This window comes from Chloroflexota bacterium (assembly GCA_014360905.1).
GTDB lineage: Bacteria > Chloroflexota > Anaerolineae > UBA2200 > UBA2200 > JACIWX01.
In genome coordinates this window covers 24,926-44,746 of sequence record JACIWW010000005.1, presented here as the reverse complement: position 1 = coordinate 44,746, position 19,821 = coordinate 24,926, and the positions used below count along the sequence as shown (strand labels likewise).

Annotated in this window: 21 protein-coding genes and 1 tRNA gene; 14 read left to right on the top strand and 8 right to left on the bottom strand. The window is 52.9% G+C overall.

What is annotated here, in order from left to right:
• Positions 1-6: 6 nt before the first annotated feature.
• The 3 genes from xth to H5T67_03510 all read right to left on the bottom strand — a co-directional run bounded on the left by xth (position 7) and on the right by H5T67_03510 (position 1,554).
• Positions 7-795, bottom strand: a complete 789-nt coding sequence (gene xth / locus H5T67_03520) for an exodeoxyribonuclease III (GenBank protein MBC7244388.1) — start codon at positions 793-795, stop codon at positions 7-9.
• A gap of 22 nt (positions 796-817) precedes the next feature.
• Positions 818-890: transfer RNA gene (locus H5T67_03515), tRNA-Gly, on the bottom strand.
• 43 nt (positions 891-933) lie between these two features.
• Positions 934-1,554, bottom strand: a complete 621-nt coding sequence (locus H5T67_03510) for an HAD family phosphatase (GenBank protein MBC7244387.1) — start codon at positions 1,552-1,554, stop codon at positions 934-936.
• A gap of 285 nt (positions 1,555-1,839) precedes the next feature.
• Between H5T67_03510 and H5T67_03505 the strand changes: the two genes are divergently transcribed.
• From H5T67_03505 to glmS, 10 genes are all read left to right on the top strand, one after another.
• Complete coding sequence (locus tag H5T67_03505; GenBank protein ID MBC7244386.1) at positions 1,840-2,265, top strand: helix-turn-helix transcriptional regulator; 426 nt, start codon at positions 1,840-1,842, stop codon at positions 2,263-2,265.
• Positions 2,266-2,279: 14 nt separating this feature from the next.
• Complete coding sequence (locus H5T67_03500; GenBank protein ID MBC7244385.1) at positions 2,280-3,350, top strand: Mrp/NBP35 family ATP-binding protein; 1,071 nt, start codon at positions 2,280-2,282, stop codon at positions 3,348-3,350.
• A gap of 26 nt (positions 3,351-3,376) precedes the next feature.
• On the top strand, positions 3,377-3,580 hold the full coding sequence (locus tag H5T67_03495) for a CooT family nickel-binding protein (protein ID MBC7244384.1): 204 nt from the start codon (positions 3,377-3,379) through the stop codon (positions 3,578-3,580).
• Positions 3,577-3,816: a hypothetical protein gene (locus H5T67_03490; GenBank protein ID MBC7244383.1), complete on the top strand. Its 240-nt coding sequence runs from the start codon at positions 3,577-3,579 to the stop codon at positions 3,814-3,816. The genes H5T67_03495 and H5T67_03490 overlap by 4 nt, the downstream gene beginning before the upstream one ends.
• Positions 3,817-3,834: 18 nt before the next feature.
• Positions 3,835-4,644, top strand: a complete 810-nt coding sequence (locus H5T67_03485) for a radical SAM protein (protein MBC7244382.1) — start codon at positions 3,835-3,837, stop codon at positions 4,642-4,644.
• A complete protein-coding gene (locus H5T67_03480; GenBank protein MBC7244381.1) occupies positions 4,641-5,495 on the top strand; it encodes an MBL fold metallo-hydrolase in 855 nt (284 codons plus the stop codon). Before H5T67_03485 ends, H5T67_03480 begins: the two co-directional genes overlap by 4 nt.
• A 13-nt stretch (positions 5,496-5,508) precedes the next feature.
• Entirely contained in the window at positions 5,509-5,901 is a 393-nt protein-coding gene (locus H5T67_03475) for a CoA-binding protein (protein MBC7244380.1), read from the top strand.
• A 20-nt stretch (positions 5,902-5,921) separates the two neighbouring features.
• The gene (locus tag H5T67_03470) at positions 5,922-6,725 is read left to right on the top strand and encodes an MBL fold metallo-hydrolase (GenBank protein ID MBC7244379.1); all 804 of its coding nucleotides are present in this window, start codon (positions 5,922-5,924) and stop codon (positions 6,723-6,725) included.
• Positions 6,726-6,861: 136 nt separating this feature from the next.
• A complete protein-coding gene (locus H5T67_03465) occupies positions 6,862-7,566 on the top strand; it encodes a flavin reductase (protein MBC7244378.1) in 705 nt (234 codons plus the stop codon).
• A 480-nt stretch (positions 7,567-8,046) separates the two neighbouring features.
• Positions 8,047-9,894, top strand: a complete 1,848-nt coding sequence (glmS, locus tag H5T67_03460; protein ID MBC7244377.1) for a glutamine--fructose-6-phosphate transaminase (isomerizing) — start codon at positions 8,047-8,049, stop codon at positions 9,892-9,894.
• Between the two features lie 38 nt (positions 9,895-9,932).
• On the opposite strand, the gene H5T67_03455 is transcribed toward glmS, so the two are convergent.
• A complete protein-coding gene (locus H5T67_03455; GenBank protein MBC7244376.1) occupies positions 9,933-10,601 on the bottom strand; it encodes a 16S rRNA (cytidine(1402)-2'-O)-methyltransferase in 669 nt (222 codons plus the stop codon).
• A 199-nt stretch (positions 10,602-10,800) separates the two neighbouring features.
• Between H5T67_03455 and H5T67_03450 the strand changes: the two genes are divergently transcribed.
• Positions 10,801-11,967, top strand: a complete 1,167-nt coding sequence (locus H5T67_03450) for a glycosyltransferase family 4 protein (protein ID MBC7244375.1) — start codon at positions 10,801-10,803, stop codon at positions 11,965-11,967.
• A 51-nt stretch (positions 11,968-12,018) separates the two neighbouring features.
• On the top strand, positions 12,019-12,453 hold the full coding sequence (gene vanZ, locus H5T67_03445) for a VanZ family protein (protein ID MBC7244374.1): 435 nt from the start codon (positions 12,019-12,021) through the stop codon (positions 12,451-12,453).
• On the opposite strand, the gene H5T67_03440 is transcribed toward vanZ, so the two are convergent.
• On the bottom strand, positions 12,376-13,173 hold the full coding sequence (locus H5T67_03440; protein ID MBC7244373.1) for a segregation/condensation protein A: 798 nt from the start codon (positions 13,171-13,173) through the stop codon (positions 12,376-12,378). The genes vanZ and H5T67_03440 overlap by 78 nt on opposite strands.
• 234 nt (positions 13,174-13,407) lie before the next feature.
• Between H5T67_03440 and H5T67_03435 the strand changes: the two genes are divergently transcribed.
• Together H5T67_03435 and H5T67_03430 are read left to right on the top strand one after the other, a co-directional pair.
• Positions 13,408-14,448 (top strand): SIS domain-containing protein, encoded by a 1,041-nt coding sequence (locus H5T67_03435; GenBank protein ID MBC7244372.1) that lies wholly within the window; start codon positions 13,408-13,410, stop codon positions 14,446-14,448.
• Between the two features lie 9 nt (positions 14,449-14,457).
• Positions 14,458-15,333 carry an alpha/beta hydrolase gene (locus tag H5T67_03430; GenBank protein ID MBC7244371.1) on the top strand — a complete coding sequence of 292 codons (876 nt, stop codon included), beginning with the start codon at positions 14,458-14,460 and terminating at the stop codon, positions 15,331-15,333.
• Between the two features lie 61 nt (positions 15,334-15,394).
• On the opposite strand, the gene H5T67_03425 is transcribed toward H5T67_03430, so the two are convergent.
• Genes H5T67_03425 through H5T67_03415 form a run of 3 tightly spaced genes read right to left on the bottom strand, consistent with a single transcriptional unit; the run spans position 15,395 to position 19,696 of the window.
• The gene (locus H5T67_03425; protein ID MBC7244370.1) at positions 15,395-16,336 is read right to left on the bottom strand and encodes an SDR family oxidoreductase; all 942 of its coding nucleotides are present in this window, start codon (positions 16,334-16,336) and stop codon (positions 15,395-15,397) included.
• An 8-nt stretch (positions 16,337-16,344) separates the two neighbouring features.
• Complete coding sequence (locus H5T67_03420; GenBank protein MBC7244369.1) at positions 16,345-17,082, bottom strand: glycosyltransferase family 2 protein; 738 nt, start codon at positions 17,080-17,082, stop codon at positions 16,345-16,347.
• 19 nt (positions 17,083-17,101) lie between these two features.
• Positions 17,102-19,696, bottom strand: coding sequence for an O-antigen ligase family protein (locus H5T67_03415; GenBank protein MBC7244368.1), 2,595 nt, complete (start codon positions 19,694-19,696; stop codon positions 17,102-17,104).
• Positions 19,697-19,821 lie beyond the last annotated feature (125 nt).

The following is a 19,821-nucleotide window of genomic DNA, read 5'->3' as shown; positions in this document are numbered from 1 at the left end:
GTACTTTCACAGTGCAAACTCAGCCACTAGGAATGTATGGTCCGATGGTCGCTCTGCCCGTCGTGCTTCGACATCAATCCAGGCGCGGATGGACTTGTCCGCCAGCGGTTTTGTAGCCCAGATGTGGTCCACGCGCCAGCCGATGTTCCGCTCTAAGGCGCCGCGCACGCGATAGTCCCAGAAGGTATACTGCCCTGGCTCAGGATGGTGCAAGCGGAAGACATCCACAAAACCCCACTCTTTGACCCGCTGCAATGCTGCCCGCGCTTCTGGATGAAAGTCCACATGTCTGGCCAGCCCTTTGGGATCATGGACATCAATTGGCTCAGGAGCAACGTTAAAATCACCCACCCACACGAGTGGCTCTTGCGGTGAGTAGTGACGATCAAACCAGTCGCGTAGCCGCGCTAGCCATTCCAGCTTGTACTGGAACTGTGGCGAATCCTCGGACTGTCCTTGTGGAACATATGTGTTCACGATGGGGATGCCACGGATAACCGCCCGGATCAACCGCGCCTCATCGGGTTCCTTGCCATCATCCAGGCCATACGCCACCTCTAGAGGTTCGTGCTTGCTGGCAATGGCGACACCTGCATAGCCCTTTTGGCCGCGAAAGATCACATAGTAACCCATGCCCCGGAAAGCCTCCGCTGGAAACTCAGCATCCTGCACTTTGGTCTCCTGCATACAGAGCGCATCAGGGCTTTCCCTCTGCAACCAGCCAAGCACCAAATCCAGTCTACTGCGCACAGAATTCACATTAAAAGTGGCAACTTTTAATATTTCTTGAGACACGCCCTCCCCTCCTAAAAATAAAAGCGGGTGATGGGATTCGAACCCACGACATTCTGCTTGGGAAGCAGACGCTCTGCCATCTGAGCTACACCCGCAATGCCACTTCATTATAGCGAATGGTGGGATAATTGTCAAAATTCAACTGCCACATTCCAGCTTGCTCAACTCTCGTGCCAACTGCGCCGCAGAACGGAATACGAACGCCTTCATGCCCAATGCTTCGGCGACTGCGGTGTTGCGCTCCTTATCATCCACAAACGCGCATTGCGGCGCTGAAATCCCCATCCTCTCCAAGGTCAAAAGATAGATCGCTGCATCTGGTTTGCGCATACCCACTCGGGCCGAGTTCACTACGACATCGAAAATGTCCCCCAATCCATACTCATCCAGAAGCACATCGAGATAGGGAGTTGCATTGCTGAGCAAGGCAATCACATAGTGCCGGTGCAACCTCCGCGCCAGAGCCACCATGCGCTTGTTCAGTTCTTCGTGAGCAAATGGGTTGTATTGGAAAGGTTCGAGCACGGTGGGAACTGTACTGCCAAGTGCAGCACGGATAGATTGCCAGTATTCCTCGGCCGAGATCTTGCCCGTTGATACCGCTAACCAATGTTCGCCTGCAAAGATCAGCTCCTCTAATGTACCTCTAGCCAATCCCAACTGATCTTCGCAATGATGTAGAATGCGCTTACGTTGCTGTGTCTTGGTAAACACCCCACCAAAGTCAAAGATAATCCCTTTTAAGGCTTGCGGTTCCATCTTTTCCTCAGGATGCCTTACTTCGTTGTATCCCCTTTATACAACTACATCATAGAGAGCTTTTATCATCTGTCAAACTAGCGCTGTCCGAGTTTTTGCTCATGGTGCGTTGTGTATGCTATGTTTTGTGCCATTGCGAGTGTGTTGAAAAACGGAGGATAGGGAAATATAGACCTCTCTTGTGGGAAGTGTAAGGTTTGACAAAACCACGTCCCTGCGCTATAGTAATTCTACTTGCAAAAAGTCAATAGATGTGACTAGGCACAAAGTAAAGGAGATTGGCATATGCGCAGAGGAAGGCCCTGGCATGGCGCCGAGTGGGGAGAACCCTATCCACGCCGAATTCGCCGCTTCTTAGAACCTTGTTTGCTCTTGTTACTGCACAAGCGAGATGCTCATGGGTACGAATTGGCTGAAGCGGTCAAACCTTTTGGCTTCGATGAAAGGAATCCGGTTGACGCCAGCCTCATTTACCGTACCTTGCGCTGGTTGGAAAGACAGGGCATGGTTGTTTCGACCTGGGATACAACTTCATCTGCAGGTCCGGCACGCCGCGTCTATCATCTGACCGAGGCTGGCGATCGCTACTTGGCAGCCTGGATGGCCGACCTGCGCGAAACAGCACACATGCTGGCTGCCTTCCTCGCCGAATACGACCAGCATATGGCCGAGGAGCAAGGAACACACCAGAAAACAGAATCTACATCATGACATCGAGGGGAAAAATGGTAACAGAAGAAGAAGTTCGCAACGCATTGAAGAACGTGATGGATCCTGAACTAGGGCGCAGCATCGTGGATTTGGGCATGGTGCGCGAAATCCGTATTGGCGATGGACAAGTGGATATCGTCCTGGCTCTCACCACGATGGGCTGTCCGCTAAAGGAAAGGATCGCCAACGACATCAAAACGGCTATTCGCGGTCTGGATGGAGCATTGATTACGAATGTGCATTTGACAGAGATGACCGTAGAGGAACGTGCCAAGGCTTTTGGCGAGCCTGAGAGAAGGCGCCCCTTGGCAGAGGCGTTCAATGACGTGAACCACGTCATTGCGGTGATGAGTGGCAAAGGTGGGGTAGGAAAATCCTCCGTAGCCGCATTGCTAGCTATTGCTTTACGCAAGAAGGGAGCGCGTGTGGGCTTGCTGGATGCAGACATCACCGGCCCCAGTATCCCGCGCATGTTCGGGCTGCACAATCCACCGAAAATGAGCCCCTTTGGCATGGTGCCTGTGGTAAGCTCCACCGGTATCAAGGTCATATCCATCAACCTATTGTTGAGCAATGAAGATGTGGCTATAGTCTGGCGCGGCCCATTGATCAGTGGCGCTATTCAGCAATTCTGGGGTGATGTACTTTGGGAGCACTTGGATACGCTGGTTATTGACCTGCCCCCGGGAACTTCAGATGCCACGCTCACCGTGATGCAATCCATACCTCTCAGTGGGGTCTTGTTGGTTACGTCTCCACAGGACCTAGCCGGCATGATCGTGCGCAAAGCCGCGCGTATGGCTCAGACCTTGAATATCCCTATCATTGGTCTGGTAGAGAACATGAGTTATGTACAGTGCCCTGCTTGTGGGCAAAAGATCGAGATCTTTGGCCCCAGCCAGGCCGAGGAGACAGCACGCGCCTTAGCTATACCATTGCTTGGCCAGATTCCACTTGATCCAGAATTAGCCCTTCGCTGTGACAACGGCCAAGTGGAACTTTACACAGGCGATGTATTTGACCCCATCGCCGCTCGCGTTGTTGAGCTGGTGCCAGACGTCAAGAGCAAGCCGCTGTTCTCATAAGCACCCACTATTAGGGAGGAAAAACCTTGTGCCAGGCAAACGTGTATCTGCTCCGAAACGGACAGAAAGAAGAGGTCATGCGCGAAGCCACTTTCCTGGAAGTGACCGATGACGGTGTGCGTGTGGCTACATTCTTCGAGGAGCCGCGCTTCATACCAGCCAAAGTGGTAACCATTGACTTCTTGAAACATATTGTAACCTTGGTGCCATACACGAAAGGGCAGACATGACTACATTGAGCGATCAAGACAAACTGCGCTTTTTGCTACCGCACTGGATCGAGCACAATGAGGAACATGCCATCGAGTTTCGCCGCTGGGCTGGGGAAGCTGGCTCCGCGCAGGCAGATATCCTGGGCGCCGCCGAGTATCTGGAGAAAGCGAATCAATTACTGGCACAGGCACTGCAGAAACTCGGAGGTCCTCTAGAACAGCCAGACCACCACCATCATTCCACTCATGCGTAATGACAGGGGAACCTAGTTGTGACGGAGACGCAACTCCCTACTGTGGTCTATGGGCCCGTGCCATCCTGGCGTCTGGGACGCTCGCTGGGCGTTGATCCCGTGTCCACACAGCACAAAACGTGCTCCTTTGATTGCATCTATTGCCAACTGGGACGTACCATTCATCCCTTGACCGAGCGACGTTGTTTTATCACGGTGGGTGTATTTCGTCAGCAACTGGCAACGGCCAAAGAGGTACCCATTGATACGGTGACCTTCTCTGGCATGGGCGAACCGACACTGGCAAGCAACCTGAGTGAACTGGCTGAGACTGCGCGTGAGGAAATAGGCGGCCATCCTATTGCGATCCTGACTAACGCTTCGCTCATCTGGCGTGAAGATGTGCAGCGCGACTTGATGCACTTTGACATCGTGGTGGCGAAACTGGATGCCCCAACGGAAGATCTTTTCCAGGCGATCAATCGCCCTGTGGGACAAGTGAGGCTGGCCCAGATTCTCGATGGCATCCACCAATTTCGTCAGCACTTTACTGGCAGGTTGGCTTTGCAGATGATGTTCGTAGAGGCAAACCAAGCCCAAGCTAGGCAGATGGCGGAACTCGCGCGCACTTGCCATCCCGACGAAGTGCAGCTCAACACGCCCTTGCGTCCTTGTCCCGTGCGCCCTTTGTCCGTGAGCGAAATGGCTGCCATTGAAGCCGAATTTGCCGGACTCTCAATCCTCAATGTCTATGCGGCTGAGCGTCCTCAGGTTATGCCTTTGGATACACAGGCCACACGCCGCAGACGACCACGCGAAACGCGTCGTACTGGGATTAAACTGCCATGAACGGCGATCCGAAAACGATTGCAGCGTGTTTGCTGGCCTCGGGGCTGACTACTTTGATCTTGGTGCACTGCACTGCACGGCCTGAGTATAGCACAAAGCCTATGCCCACTGCTTTGCCCACTGTAATGAAGCCCGCTGAGGAGATGAGACTGACCATTGTCTACGATAACAATGCCCATGACACACGCTTGCGTACATCATGGGGGTTTGCTTGCTGGGTGCAGTATGGCGAGACGAGTCTCCTTTTCGATACTGGTGGGGATGCTTCGATCCTACTCAGCAATATGAACACATTGGGCCTCGATCCGCAGGACATTGACATCGTAGTGCTCTCGCACATACACGGTGACCATACTGGCGGCTTAATGGACCTGTTAGCAACTGGCGCTCGTCCGCAAGTGTACCTCCCTGTTTCCTTCCCAGAGCAATTCAAATCCAGTCTACGAGAGCGAGTTACCGTACACGAAGTTGCCAAGGCTCAAGAGATTCTGCCTGGCATCTATACCACTGGAGAGATAGGTACAAACATACGTGAGCAAGGACTTGTCGTTGGGACACACCAAGGTCTTGTGGTGCTCACTGGCTGTGCGCATCCGGGCATCTTAGCAATGGTACGCCAAGCACAAGCCATTGCTGGTGGTGAAATATACCTCGTCGTAGGTGGTTTCCACCTTGGTAGTGCCAGCGTCAGCACAATCAGAGAAATCTGTGCTGCGTTTCGACAATGGGGTGTGAAGAAGATAGCTCCATGCCACTGCACAGGCGAACAAGCAATGCGCATCTTCGCCATTGAATTCGAGGATAACTACATACTCTGTGGTGTGGGACAGGTCATTGACCTCACGCCATAGAAAAGGAAGCGGAATGGAAGAACTGATTCAAGATTTTATCAACCAACGTGTGTGGGCAGTGGTAGGTGTATCCACTGATCCAAACAAGTTTGGCAACAAGATCTTTCGCAATCTGCGCGACGCGGGTTACACCGTATATGGCGTGAACTCGCGTGGCGGCTATCTGGAAGGACAACCACTCTACCGCAGCCTTGCTGACCTGCCAGAGCGCCCTGTAGTCGTAGACGTTGTCGTTCCACCACAGGTAACGGAACAGGTCGTGCAGCAGTGTGCAGACCTGGGTATCACTCGGGTATGGATGCAGCCTGGCGCGGAGTCCGAAAAGGCGATAGAATTCTGCAGACAACATGGCATTAAGGTAGTGTACGGTACCTGCGCCATGATCAGAAGGCGAACATGGGATTGAGAACAATGGAGATAACTTGTTTGGTTGACAATTCTGTTCAGGCTGGTTCTCGTTTTTGGGGCGAACATGGACTTTCGTTTTTGATAAAGACTGAGGGGAAACGTCTGCTCTTCGATACTGGGCAAAGCGGCAGGGTGCTACTACACAACCTGCAAGTTGCAGCAATTGAACCGCACAGCATCAGTGCATTGGCCCTCAGCCATGCCCACTACGACCACACTGGCGGGCTGAGGGTATTGCAAAAGACGGGCGGGATACCCTTGTACGCGCATTCAGACCTCTTCCGCGAACGCTTTTCACGGCGTGAGGACAAGTTGGAGTGCATTGGCCTTTCCATAAAGCACGAAGAACTATCGCGCTACGCGGATTTGCATTTGAGCGATAAGCCGCAACAAATCCTGCCCGGCGTATACACCACGGGGGAAATCACCCTCCGCCCAGAAGTAGAAGGACGCAGTGCCCGCCATCTGGTGCGAGATGGTGATCGCTTCATTGCCGATCCTTATCGGGATGACATGTCCCTCGTGTTAGAAGTCAGCCAAGGTCTGGTGGTGCTGTGTGGCTGTTGCCACGCCGGATTGCTGAATACGCTGCAACACGTGCGCGATAATTTTGATGGGGCAATTGCTGCCGTGGTTGGAGGCATGCATCTGGAAAGCATGAAGGATGAACAACTCCGTCATCTAGTCGAGGTTCTGCGCACCTATGGTACGCCACGCTTTTATCCTAATCACTGTACAGGACAGGCTGCGTACGTAGCACTGGCTACTACCTTCGGCCCCCATGTAGCACCTTGCCCAGCCGGCACTGTACTCACCTTCTAAACGGTGTCAGAAGCTAGCCAGCTTTCTGGGCATTGTATCGGGTTTGACAAAGTAGGTACCACGCTATAGAATGCAGGCACTCTGAACGAATGGCCAAGCGACCCGGTCAATACTATATTTGACGAAAGGTTAACCAATGAACCCCAAAGCTTTGCATAAAATCAGCTATGGAATGTACGTGATAAGTTCGAAGAACAATGGCAAATTCAATGGCCAAATTGCAAACACCGTTATTCAAACTACCTCTGATCCTCCCATGATTGCGGTATGTCTGAACAAGCAGAACCTCACCCACGAATTCGTCCAGGCAAGCAAGGTCTTTACGGTCTCCGTTCTCTCCCAAGAAACTCCCATGGAATTCATTGGACGCTTTGGTTTCAAGTCCGGACGCGAGATTGACAAATTCGAGGGAGTGAACACCCAAATGGGGATCACCGGCGTACCCATCGTTCTGGACAATGCCATAGCCTACTTGGAAGCAGAAGTCGTGGATTCGGTCAGCGCGGTAACACATACCCTCTTTGTGGGCAAAGTGCTTGCTGCAGAAGTTTTGGACGAGAATGCTGAACCAATGACCTATGCGTACTATCATCTGGTCAAGCGGGGCAAGGCTCCCAAGACAGCGCCAACATATATCAAAGAAGAGCCCAAAAAAGAAGAGGCTAAGCCCGAAGCGAAGGCAGCCAAGTACGAATGCACCGTTTGTGGCTATATTTATGACCCGGAAGTGGGTGACCCAGACTCTGGCATCAAACCAGGGACGCCTTTTGAGGACTTGCCAGATGATTGGATCTGCCCAGTCTGCGGCGCAACCAAAGACCAGTTCAAGAAAGTGGTCTGAACCTGAATCGTAGCGAGCAGAGACCAGGTTTCAGTGAGAAATCTGGTCTCTAGATTGCACATGACAAGTCAAGGAGGTGAACTGCTATCCAAGCTGGCCATCATAACCTATGGAGAGGGAGAACAGCGCATGGACTGCACCGTACGGTGCAGCTGACGAGGAGGAGGTTCCCTGCCGCGAGGCAGGGCTAACCCGCGGATAACCAAACGGGGAAAATCGAGAGGTCAGCGGAAGCCTCCGGGGAGCGCCATCCCCCGCTTTCCCTCCGAGATCGAGCATCCTGACAAAGCCCGCAGGTGACTGCCAGGACAAAGCAGGGTGCAGTGGCTACTTCGACAGCAGGCAAGCACTACTTTTCCCTGCGGCTTGGCCAGCACTGAGTACGTGCATCTCCGTAGCAAATCGTGAATCCCTGTCTTGCGCCTTTGTTGGCGATTCTATGCCTGCTTATAGCAAAAACTATTCCACAGGAGGGAAACAATGTGTGGCATCGTTGGTTATATCGGAGCTCGTGAGGCACCCCCTATTGTCCTGCAAGGTCTGCGCCGCTTGGAGTACCGTGGCTACGATTCTGCTGGGCTTGCCGCGTTGCAAGATGGCCAATTGGTTCTGCGGCGAAGCGTTGGAAAAATAGAAAATCTGGCAGCGCTCCTTGTCCAGCAGCCCATTCACGGGCACGTTGGGATAGGGCATACGCGTTGGGCCACCCACGGCGGTGTGACTGAAGCCAATACCCATCCCCATACGGATTGCAAGGGGGAAATAGTCGTTATCCAGAACGGCATTGTGGAGAATTACCGCGAGCTGAAGGAACTTCTGTTGGCCGAAGGGCATATCTTCCGCTCGCAGACGGACACCGAAGTTATCGTTCACCTCATTGAGAAGTATCGGGATGAGAACGGCGATCTAGCCGCTGCCGTACGTTTGGCACTGAGCCAATTGAAGGGTGCTAGCGCTATCGTAGTCCTCAGCGCACTGGAGCCCCACAAACTCCTGGCGGCGAGGTTGGGAAACGCTGGTGGCATTGTCGTAGGTTACGGTCGAGATGAAATGTTCGTCGCTTCGGACATGCCAGCCATCCTGGAACACACGCAAAAAGTCAGTTTCTTGGAGCATAAGGAGCTAGCCGTGATCACTCCTGACAGCGCGCAGTTTTTCACTTTATCTGGTGAGCCATTGAAGAAAGACATTCACATTATCCCCTGGGATCCGGTATCAGTGGCCAAAGAAGGCTACAAGCACTTTATGCTCAAGGAGATCGAAGAACAGGCCCGCTCCATCACCGACGTCATTCGCGGGCGATTGAATTTGGATGCAGGGAAAGTGCACCTGGAAGGATTGCAAACTTTCTCCACGGAGCAATTGCAAGACATCCGCCGTATTCTTGCCGTTGCTTGTGGCACCGCCTGGCATGCTGCACTAATCTCCAAGTTCCTCATTGAGAAGCTTGCCCATATCCCTGTGGAGGTGGATTACAGTTCTGAGTTTCGCTATCGTGAACCCCTCCTGAATCCACAAGGGGATGTGCTGCTCGTTATCAGTCAGTCCGGTGAGACCGTAGACACATTGGCGGCGATGGAAGAAGCTCGCAACAAGGGCATACGCTGTATCAGTATCGTCAACGTGGTAGGCAGCCAAGCAGCTCGCCTGGCCGATGGGGTGATTTACCTCAATGCCGGGCCGGAGATCGGAGTGGCTTCGACCAAAGCTTTCACCTCTATGCTTGTAGCGGCCTATCTATTGGGTCTCTATCTGGGCCAGGAACGTGGCACTCTGGACAAGCCACAAAGGGAAAAATTGCTGCAAGATCTGATCGAGTTGCCTGGTCTAGTGGGCAAAGTGTTGGCAAGGAGTAATGACTACGAAACACTAGCCCAGCGCTATTTCAAGCGCCGCGACTTTCTGTACTTGGGACGTGGCATCAATTATCCCATAGCGCTGGAGGGTGCACTGAAGCTAAAAGAGATCTCATACATACATGCCGAGGGCTATCCTGCTGGCGAGATGAAACACGGGCCTATTGCACTGATTGACGAAAACATGCCTGTAGTCGCTATTGCGGTGCGTGACAATGTGCGTGACAAGATGCTGAGCAATATCGAACAGGTACGCGCGCGTGGAGGGATTGTTATTGCCATCGCGACCGAGGGAGACCAGGAGATCGCAGAAAAAGCCAACCACACTATTTTTGTCCCTGAAGCGTCCCCCTTCCTCACGCCAGTGCTGACCGTTATTCCATTGCAGCTACTGGCCTATCACATCGCGATAAGATTAGGTTGTGATGTAGACCAGCCGCGCAATCTGGCCAAGTCGGTCACAGTAGAGTAGGGTAAATTCTATAGGGGTAACCTTACCTGGCCTGACCTCTATCGCAGGATCAGGACAAACTCGCTCTTTCGCTTTTCGATTTGTTTCAATACGTCTTGCACTTCCCCTCGATAGATGCGCTCGGAAGGAAGCGTGAGATCGCAAGCCAGCAAGACTTGGTGCCTGCTACCAAATACCTGCGCAACATCTTTCAATAGAGCCACCATGCGGTATGGCGTGTCCATCAGGATGACAGGTAAGTGAATAACGCGCAAGCGTTCCAATTCCCGTAGACGCCTGTCCCTCTCGCGTGGCAAGAAACCACCAAAGACGAACTGCTCCATTGGAAAATCGCATACAGATAGCGCCGCTGTGAGCGAAGACGGGCCAGGTACAGGGACAACGGGTATACCTGCTTGCACTACTACGTGCAATAGGAAATGCCCAGGATCAGCAAACACTGGCGTGCCACAATCTGAAATCAGAGCCAGTGACTTGCCTTGTGCCAGTAGTTCCACAATCCTTGCTGACTCAGTTTTCTCGTTGTGCTCGTTCAGAACGATGAGTTCGTTCTGGATGCCCAGTTTTGACAGCACGGTGCTGCCTTCACGGTACTCCTCACAAATAACCCCAGCAACGCTCCGCAGTACCTCAATGGCTCTCAGGGTGATGTCTTTGGGATGCCCTATCGGCACAGCCACCACGAATAGACGCCCTGGTTCAGACACGCAACCTGTTGCTCCTTTTGCATCGGATTGTCAATACACCCTTCCTATACCTTAACGCAACGCACATTCATCTCGACTTATGGTACATTATGCCTCATAATCTCATGTCAGGCAAGAGATTAAGTTCGCAGTTTGGAGTAATGGACAGAGCACCACTATAATAGATTTTATGAACATTGTCTTGGTTGGCCCTTTTGCCATGGAACCGAAACGTACGATGGCTGTACGGGCTTTACCTCTAGGTAAAGCGCTGGCGGCACGCGGTCACCAGGTCGTTATGCTTCTACCTCCATGGGATCAGCCCCAAGATGCAGGAAAAGAGTGGATGGAAGATGGAGTCTACGTGTACAATGTACCGCTGTCGCCACGCATCCCGCTGTGGCGACACCTTATGCTTGCTTGGCGCTTATTGCGGGCAACACTAAAGCACAATCCCCATGTCATCCATTGCTTCAAACCCAAGTCCTACGCTGGCTTGGTCGCCTGGGCAGTATGGCAAATGAAACGAATTGGGCGGGTTAAAGCCAAGCTCGTGGTAGACACTGACGATTGGGAAGGCCCCGGCGGTTGGAATGAATTAGGAGACTACTCCTGGGCACAAAAGCGCTTCTTCGCTTGGCAAGAACGGTGGGGACTAACACATTGCGATGCGGTTACAGTGGCCAGCCGAGCACTAGAAACGATTGTCTGGAGCCTGGGTGTGCCTCCTGCTAAAGTATACTACCTGCCAAATGGCTGGTGGCCAGAAGGGTATGCAGCGTCACCGCCTGAAGTAGCTTCGCTTCGTCAACAATACGGATTAGGCAATGCACCCGTGGCACTGCTCTATACGCGCTTTTTCGAATTTCGCATTGAGCGTGCTCTGGCAATTATGGAAGGAGTGCTGGCAGAGGTGCCCGAGGCTCGCTGGCTCATCGTAGGCAAAGGATTCTTTGGAGAGGAAGAACAATTGCTGGCAATAATCCGTGAGCATGAGTTGGCACGGTATATTGTCTACGCGGGCTGGGTGCCACCCCAGGAACTAGCAGCTCATTTTGCACTGGCACAAGTAGCCATTTACCCATTCGATGACACACTGATCAACCGTACCAAATGTGCTGTGAAGCTCATTGACTTGTTGGCCGCGGGGGTTCCAGTTGTTGCCGAACGGGTGGGTCAGAACGCTGAATACATCGAGCACGGTGTTTCAGGCCTGCTTATCAATCCAGGAGAAACTGAGCGCTTTATAGAGGCTGTAGTCCGCTTGCTACGCGATCAAGACCTGGCCAAACGCCTAGGCATGGTGGCACAAGAGCATATCCAGAGCGAATTTGCCTGGCACAGACTGGCCAAGCGGGCAGAGATAGCGTATCAAATCTCCACTTGAAGGGACAGTGTCCCTGACAACGTTTTCGCATTCCGAACCAGAAGAGAAGCTATGCTAAATACAACGAAAACAAATCCTCTGCACAGAATCCTTGTCTGGCTGTGGTATTGGCTGCCGCCATTATTGCTCATGGCCTTTATCTTCTACGTGTCCTCCCAGCCCCGTTTGCCCCAGGCTCCCGGGCCACGTGTGGATGCTTTGCTGAAGAAATTGGCGCATTTTGGCGAGTACACCTTGCTCTTTATCTTATTCGCGCGCGCTTTTCGCCGCACTCAGAGCGTGGACAGGGCCATGTTCACCTCGTTGTTGGCGACGGCGGCTTATGCCATCACCGATGAAGCGCACCAGGCATTTGTGCCCGGAAGACACGCAAACTGGTACGACGTCCTCATAGATATCAGTGGAGGCCTATTGCTGCTGGGGATGCTGCACAGTCGGTGCTGGCTGCAGCGTTTCTGCGCGAAAGATCAGTATTTCACCGAATAAACGCTCTTGTTGTACCTGCACACGACCAGCCTTGATCAATTCCAGGAGCGCCAGAAAAGTGATAATGATCACTGGGCGGGATCCAGCTTCGCGCAACAAACTGCTGAAACTAAGGGTTTTGTTTTTTGCCAGCAATGATTCTATGTGCTCAATTCTGTCAGCGATGGTTACCGTGAGCGGCGCGACGATTTCGCCCACCGGCTCCCCTATTGGTTCCAACGACAGCGCCTGGCGCGCCGCTTCGATAAGGTCTTCGAGGGAGATATCCGTCAGATCAAGTTGTCGTTCCAAACGTGGCAGCGAGGCAATGCGCAAGTATGTGCGCAGCCCTAGCTCCTCCCTTTCCCGCAGTTGTTGCGCCAGTTCCTTGCATCTCTTGTATTCCAGCAACTGGCGGGCCAGTTCTTCTCCCACGTCCTCTTGCTCTCCCTCGGCGGTGACGGGAGGAGCGGGCAGCAACGCACGCGACTTGATCAACAGCAGTTTTGCCGCTACGACCAGGAACTCAGCTAGATTCTCTGCGCTGATGCGACCAGGGGTACTAATGTATTCCAGGTACTGGTCAGTAACCGTTACTAATGATATTCTGGTGATATCTAGCTCTTGCTTTTCGATAAGATGCAGCAACAGATCAAGTGGCCCCTCGAACACCTCCAACTTAACGTGATAAGGATGTGTCTTGTCCGGTGTAGCACTGGCTGGCTGTGAGTTACTTGACATGAAATCCTTTGCTTAACTATGGAGATAAAGTAACTTATTATACTGTACAAGGCAGCGCTTAGGGAAATCATCAGATAGGCTGTATCGCTAAGCAACCAATGTACCTACTGCTCTGTAACGCGACAGCACGGACGACTTGATGCAAATGGATAGAAAATTGACAGGAATATTGTTCTAGGCTAACATAGGTCAGCCAACGGTGGAATATCCAGATTACTTCGGTGGGAGGACTGCATGAGCCATCTCTATGACGAAATTCACGAACAACCTGAGGTCATCGCCCGACTCATCAGTGAAGAAAGTGCGCGGATTGCTGGGGTCGCCGATGAATTGCGCCAGCGTCAGATTCGCTACATCATGATCGCTGCCCGGGGCACCTCAGACAACGCGGCAACCTATGGAAAATACCTCTTTGCCAGTATTCTTCGTCTGCCAGTTGCTCTTGCTGCCCCTTCGCTCTATACCATCTATCATACTCCTCCACGTACTGGACAGGATGCGCTGGTCATTGGCATATCACAATCCGGCGAGTCACCGGACATCATTGCGGTTGTGGATGAAGCCCGACGGCAAGGAGCCTGTACGCTGGCGATCACCAATGAACCTAACTCGCCCCTGGCCCGATCGGCTGAATTCGTTATTGCCTGTCATGCTGGGAAGGAGATGAGTGTAGCTGCCAGCAAAACGTACACGGCACAGCTTACCGCTCTGGCGCTATTGGCTGCTTTCTGGAGCGGAGACAAGCAGAGAAAATCGCAGATCAACTATTTGCCCGAAGCGGTCAGCAGGACATTGGCTGTAGCAAACGACGTGCGGGCACGTATTGATCGCTATCGGTATATGGAGACATGTCTCATCCTAGGGCGCGGATACAACTACGCCACCGCTTTCGAGATCGCGCTCAAGATGAAGGAACTAAGCTACGTTCTGATTGAGGCGTATTCTTCAGCAGATTTTATGCACGGTCCAATCGCCGTTGTTGAGCAAGGATTCCCTGTTATCCTGGTAGCCCCTTCCGGTGAAGTATATCCAGACATATTGGCTCTCGCGCGTGAATTGCATGAAAAGGGAGCAGAGTTCATTGCGATCTCCGATCGACGCGAGGCTTTAGACTTGGCTATCACCCCACTGCAACTGCCCGTTACAGTCCCTGAATGGCTCTCGCCAATCACTTGCGTCATCCCTGGTCAGTTGCTAGCACATGACCTCACGCTAGCGAAAGGATACGACCCAGACCATCCACGCGGATTGCGCAAGGTGACATTGACGCACTGAGCGGTGACATTGCCAACCAATACTGATCCTGAAACCAAGTTGCTCCGTTCGCCTAGCGGGATTCCTTATGTAGATTGGGGTGGGCAAGGCCCTCTTGTGCATTTTGCCCATGCCAATGGATTTCCTCCAGGCACTTACAGTGCCTTTGTCAAGCTGCTGATTCCGCAGTTCCATGTACTGGGTATGGAATGTCGGGCACTATGGGGCAACCAGGATCCCGCTCAATTTCGTCACTGGCGTGAGCTGGGTGATGACCTAGCCCGCTTTCTACTGGAGATGCAATGGCATGGTGTGGTTGCTATCGGACACTCCCTAGGAGCTGTTACGAGCCTGCTTTGCGCTGTGGCTCACGCAGAACTGATCCGCGCCCTAGTGCTAATTGACCCAGTTATCCTACCGCCCCATCTGGCTCCAGTCTGGGCGCTGGCTATGTCTCTACGCCTCAACCGACGGGCGCACCTTCCGACGGGAGCGCGACGCAGGCGGATGGAGTGGCCAAACAAAGAGGTTTTGTTTAGAGCTTACCGTGCCGCTCCCGTCTTTGCCCGCTGGCAGGATGACTTCTTGCGCGACTATATCACCAGTGGAACCAAGGAACACCCTTCAGGTAGTGTGTATCTGCGCTATCCACGGGAATGGGAAGCACGCATCTTTGAGACCGTCCCTCCGGACGTCTGGTTGGATATTCCGCGCCTTCGACGCTTGCCCTTGCTGGTGATCCGCGGCCAACATTCCGACACGTACACAAAAAGCGCCATGCGATGGATGCAGTGGCTCTTGCCGCATGGCAGATTCCTGGAAATAGAGGGGGCAGACCACTTTGTTCCGATGAGCAAACCAGAGGAGACAGCGGAAGCGATCCGCTCTTTCGTCAAAAATCAGTAGCAAGCACAGATTACGAAGCCCAGCAGCACGCCGCTGTCAAAAGTATACAGGGGATACGCAATCAGCAGGAACTCTGCAAAGCCTGCTGGAACCACTCGATCGTCACTCGCAAGCCTTCTTCCAAACCAATCTTGGGCTCCCATCCCAGGATTTGCCGTGCCCGTGTGATATCCGGCTGACGCTGCTTCGGGTCATCCTTAGGCAGCGGCTTATAGACGATGCCTGCTTTATTACCTACCAGTTCGTTGATGAGCAAGGCAAAGTCAAGTAGTTTGATTTCGCTCGGATTGCCCAGATTGACTGGCTCAGCATAATCCGATTGCAGTAACCGATAGACCCCCTCGATCAAGTCCGAATAAAAACAGAAACTGCGTGTTTGCAAGCCATCGCCGTACACGGTCAATGGTTCGCCACGCAGAGCCTGACCAATGAAATTGGGTACAGCACGACCGTCATCCAGCCGCATGCGCGGGCCATAAGTATTGAAGATGCGCGCAATCCTAGTCTCTACGCTATGATAACGATGATAGGCCATGGTCAAAGCCTCGGCAAAGCGCTTTGCCTCGTCATATACCCCCCGCGGACCAATGGGATTGACATGGCCCCAGTAATCCTCCCTCTGCGGATGTACTTCGGGATCCCCATAGACCTCGGAGGTGGAGGCCAGAAGAAAGCGCGCACCCTTTGCTCGTGCCAACCCCAGTGTCTTGTGCGTACCCAACGCCCCGACTTTGAGGGTCTGAATCGGGTACTGGAGGTAATCAATAGGGCTAGCAGGGGAAGCAAAGTGCAGAATGGCATCCAGTGGCCCCTCCAGATAGAGGTACTCGGTCACATCCTGCTTGATAAAACGAAACCGCTCATGGCCAGCCAAATGCTCAATGTTGCGCACGCTGCCCGTGATCAGATTGTCCATCGCGATGACGTAATGACCTTCACTTAGAAAACGGTCGCAAAGATGCGAACCAAGGAATCCCGCACCACCCGTTATGAGAATGCGCATGCTTTTGCCTATCCCACTTTCTTGCCAACATTGCTAAAACGCACCCGGAAAAGTCCTTTGATGTCTTCCCAGGCGGTGTTCACGATATTGACCCGGCTATCCGGGTCATCCCGCCACTTGACTGGCACTTCGTAGATTTTGTAGCCCATGCGTTCAGCAAGCAGCAGCAACTCGCTGTCAAAGAACCAGGCTTGATCCTTAACCAATGGCACTATATCGCGCACTACCCGCCGTGTCACTGCTTTGAAACCGCATTGAGCATCGGAAAAGCGGTTGAAAAACATCACCTTGATCATCAAGTTATAGATGCGTGAGATAATTTCGCGCTTCAGCCCGCGCTGCACTTGCGCTCCCTTCTTCAGGCGCGAGCCAATCGCCACATCGTACTCGCTGTCAATCAGGGAATCAATCAGGGGAGGAAATGCGCTAAGGTCTGTGGACAGGTCAACATCCATATAACTGACAATGTCTGCATCGCTCTCCGTCCAAGCCTTGCGCAGAGCGCGTCCACGCCCTTTCTGATCCAAGTGGATATAGGTCACTTCGCCAGGGTAACGTGCGCTCAACTCCTGCGCGATCTCCAGAGTCCTATCCCGTGAAGCATTATCAGCGATGACGATGCGCCAGTCGTAATCCACATGCTCCTTAAGGAATTGACGCAAGGTAGTAATGCTCCGTTCCAGGTCAGCCTCTTCGTTGTAAACTGGAATCACTACATCAACTCGCACTTGTTTCTTATTCCGCATACATTCTCCACTTCCTTCCTCACGCAGATTGGATTCTTCGAGAAGAGTCTAGAGCACAATCCGCAAGAGGATGCCTAGCGTCCATTGCCCGTATCAAGCCAAAGCTTAAGAAAAAGACAAAGGCGAGGTCCACCAGAAAATAGGAGTTATCAATCAAGCCATGTGCCACCATGCCCGCCATACTGCCAAGAAGCCCTAGAATGATAGCACGCTCATCGCCATCGGGCAAATTTCGGTATAGACGCAAAGCCGTTTTGAAAAATGCGGCTTCCAGCCAGAACAAAACCGCCACTCCTCCAATCCCGAGGCGGGTCCAGTAATCCAGAACGATGTTGTGCGGATGAGACAAGTCTGGCTCCTGCCATGCTTCGGGCCGCATGTATTCAGGATAGCGATAAAGGAAGTTGTCGAGTCCTACTCCAGTGATAGGATGATCATGAATCATGGCTACTGTTGCTTCCCAGAGCTTAATGCGACGGAAAGTCGTGCCTTGCTTTAGGTCGAGCAGGGAGACAATGCGCTCTGTACCGACCAGGGGCAGGAGCATCAGCAGACACAGGGCAATCATCGCAATGGCAACAAGGGTGGTGCGTCGCCCGCGCAAGAGTCCAACAGTCAGCGCGGCTGCAGGAAAGCTCAACAGCCAACCCCCTCGCGAATAGGTGAGAAACAGGCAAAACACGAGGGGAAGCAAACCAATGCCATATAGGCGGCGTCTCCATGTGTTCCCGACGAGGGGAACAGAAAGCCCAAACGGGATGATACGTCCAAGTAGTAAACTGAGGTTATTCGGTGAGGCATAGATTCCCCGAACTCGACGCACGCCCTCGGCTATGATCACATCGCCGCTGAAAAAGTATTGATTTAGTCCGAGGATTGACATCGCAAGCCCCGCCAGCAGCAAGGCATCCACAAGGCGCAGAAACTGCTCCTTGCTAAATGGAACTTGGCGAAGCAGAAGGTACAAAAGCGCTGGTTCAATGATGATCACACGGAATTCGCGGATACTGACACCACGGTTCGTCGAGACCAACAAGGATAGCGCTGCAATGCAGACAAAGGCGATGACCGCCCAATCCATTGCATTCAGGGGGAGCAAGTCCATGCCTAACCAAAGCTTCAGCTTTGTCAAGTCAGAGCTTCCTTCAGCCCTCCAGCGCTGACGTAACCACGCCAACATCCAAATAGCAGTACACAGCAAAGTCAATACCTCAACTAGCGAGAACGACTTGCCGAAGAGCACTTTGGGACGCAGGAAAAACGGAATGGAGAACACCAGATAGGTTAGCCCAATATCCAAACGCAGATAAATGAGCATGCCACTGAGCGCCAGTGCCAGCAGACTCGCCATACTCCAAGGCAAGAAGTAGTATAGTGCCAGTAACAATGCTGGCAATGCCCACTGTACCCACTGTGGCGCCCGTTGATAGGCAACAGCCAAATGGCGGAGCAATGCTCCCCAAGGTGAAAGTGGCCACATACGTATCAGTACCATTAGAGAGAGCAACGCCATCACCCCTACTAACAGAAGGCGCAGATAGTAAAAGGTATTATCTACTTTAATCCTGGCAACGGGCACAGAGATAGCATGATGCAGAGCCCAGTAGAAAGGAGTAGGTGCGGAATCGGGGCCAAGCAGGGCAAAGCCCCATAGAGGATCATCTACAGACACAGCCGGCTGAAGCTGTGCCCAACACATTACCCCCAGCCAGCCCCATTCTTGTCGGGCGCGCTGAATCGCTTCCACCGTGCGTTTGGTCTGTGTTGCCACTTCATCCGTGCCCCAAGGTGAAGGCCGTCCCGTCCAATCCTGGGGCAGGGCATTCCAACCGAATTCCACAGCCCAAATAGGGACCTCACTGTCACCATGTCGCACCATTTCTTCGCGCAGCAGAATGAGCCGTGAAAAATTAAGCACCTGTGGACTGACACGGCGGTCGTCCGGGCCGCTCCAGAAACCATACGGCTTCGCAGCCAACACATCGAAATAGCCTCGGCCACCCGCTTGATAGATTCCACGTAAAAAGAGCACTTCGCTCATGTTGCGCCCACCGCTCTCTGTGTTTGGAGCAAGGCCGGCACAGAACACGATAGCATCAGTATCTGATTTTCTTAACTCCTTGGCAGCGATCTTCAGGAGATGCACATATTGGGCAGGATCAATCGGGCGTTCCCCCCAATGGGGGAAGATATTCGGTTGGTCCCACACTTCGTAATAAGTGATTTGGTGACCATAGCGTTGGGCAAAAGCACGCGCGAACAAACCATATGTGGTGGCAAACTGGGGAGGGGCAAAGCGGTTATCCCTATCTATGGGAGCACGCGCCCATGCAGGGGTGGTGTCTAATACTGCTATAATCTCGAGACCCAGCTTGTTAGCAGCTCCTACAATCCGATCCCAGATTTCCCAGTGGTATTCGCCTGGCAATGGCTCGATCTCCGCCCAGGGAAAATGTTGCCGTATCCAGTGGAAGCCTCCTTCCTGGATCAAGCGGAGAACTCGCTGCAAATCCTCTTCAGAAGCATATTGCTCGAGGGCAACGTTCACACCGTACTGATCACCAGCGCACTCCTGCAACGCCGGCAACGTCTCTTGGAGGACACCCCTCTGCATGTACCGATGCTGGCTTACCAACCGATAACCTAGGAAAATAGATGCGCTTATTACCAGGCAGCAGAGAACAGGGAGAATTGCCCGAACACAAGGTTGTCTGGCTTTGAATGGAAAACTTTGAGGCA

Excerpts from the sequence above, each read along its gene's own strand:
- H5T67_03435 (MBC7244372.1), top strand. The coding sequence starts at position 13,408 with ATGAGCCATCTCTATGACGAAATTCACGAACAACCTGAGGTCATCGCC.
- H5T67_03480 (MBC7244381.1), top strand. The coding sequence starts at position 4,641 with ATGAACGGCGATCCGAAAACGATTGCAGCGTGTTTGCTGGCCTCGGGG.
- H5T67_03450 (MBC7244375.1), top strand. The coding sequence starts at position 10,801 with ATGGAACCGAAACGTACGATGGCTGTACGGGCTTTACCTCTAGGTAAA.
- glmS (MBC7244377.1), top strand. The coding sequence starts at position 8,047 with ATGTGTGGCATCGTTGGTTATATCGGAGCTCGTGAGGCACCCCCTATT.
- H5T67_03490 (MBC7244383.1), top strand. The coding sequence starts at position 3,577 with ATGACTACATTGAGCGATCAAGACAAACTGCGCTTTTTGCTACCGCAC.
- vanZ (MBC7244374.1), top strand. The coding sequence starts at position 12,019 with ATGCTAAATACAACGAAAACAAATCCTCTGCACAGAATCCTTGTCTGG.
- H5T67_03475 (MBC7244380.1), top strand. The coding sequence starts at position 5,509 with ATGGAAGAACTGATTCAAGATTTTATCAACCAACGTGTGTGGGCAGTG.
- H5T67_03440 (MBC7244373.1), bottom strand. The coding sequence starts at position 13,173 with ATGTCAAGTAACTCACAGCCAGCCAGTGCTACACCGGACAAGACACAT.
- H5T67_03420 (MBC7244369.1), bottom strand. The coding sequence starts at position 17,082 with ATGCGGAATAAGAAACAAGTGCGAGTTGATGTAGTGATTCCAGTTTAC.
- H5T67_03505 (MBC7244386.1), top strand. The coding sequence starts at position 1,840 with ATGCGCAGAGGAAGGCCCTGGCATGGCGCCGAGTGGGGAGAACCCTAT.
- H5T67_03500 (MBC7244385.1), top strand. The coding sequence starts at position 2,280 with ATGGTAACAGAAGAAGAAGTTCGCAACGCATTGAAGAACGTGATGGAT.
- H5T67_03425 (MBC7244370.1), bottom strand. The coding sequence starts at position 16,336 with ATGCGCATTCTCATAACGGGTGGTGCGGGATTCCTTGGTTCGCATCTT.
- H5T67_03415 (MBC7244368.1), bottom strand. The coding sequence starts at position 19,696 with ATGCAGAGGGGTGTCCTCCAAGAGACGTTGCCGGCGTTGCAGGAGTGC.
- H5T67_03465 (MBC7244378.1), top strand. The coding sequence starts at position 6,862 with ATGAACCCCAAAGCTTTGCATAAAATCAGCTATGGAATGTACGTGATA.
- H5T67_03510 (MBC7244387.1), bottom strand. The coding sequence starts at position 1,554 with ATGGAACCGCAAGCCTTAAAAGGGATTATCTTTGACTTTGGTGGGGTG.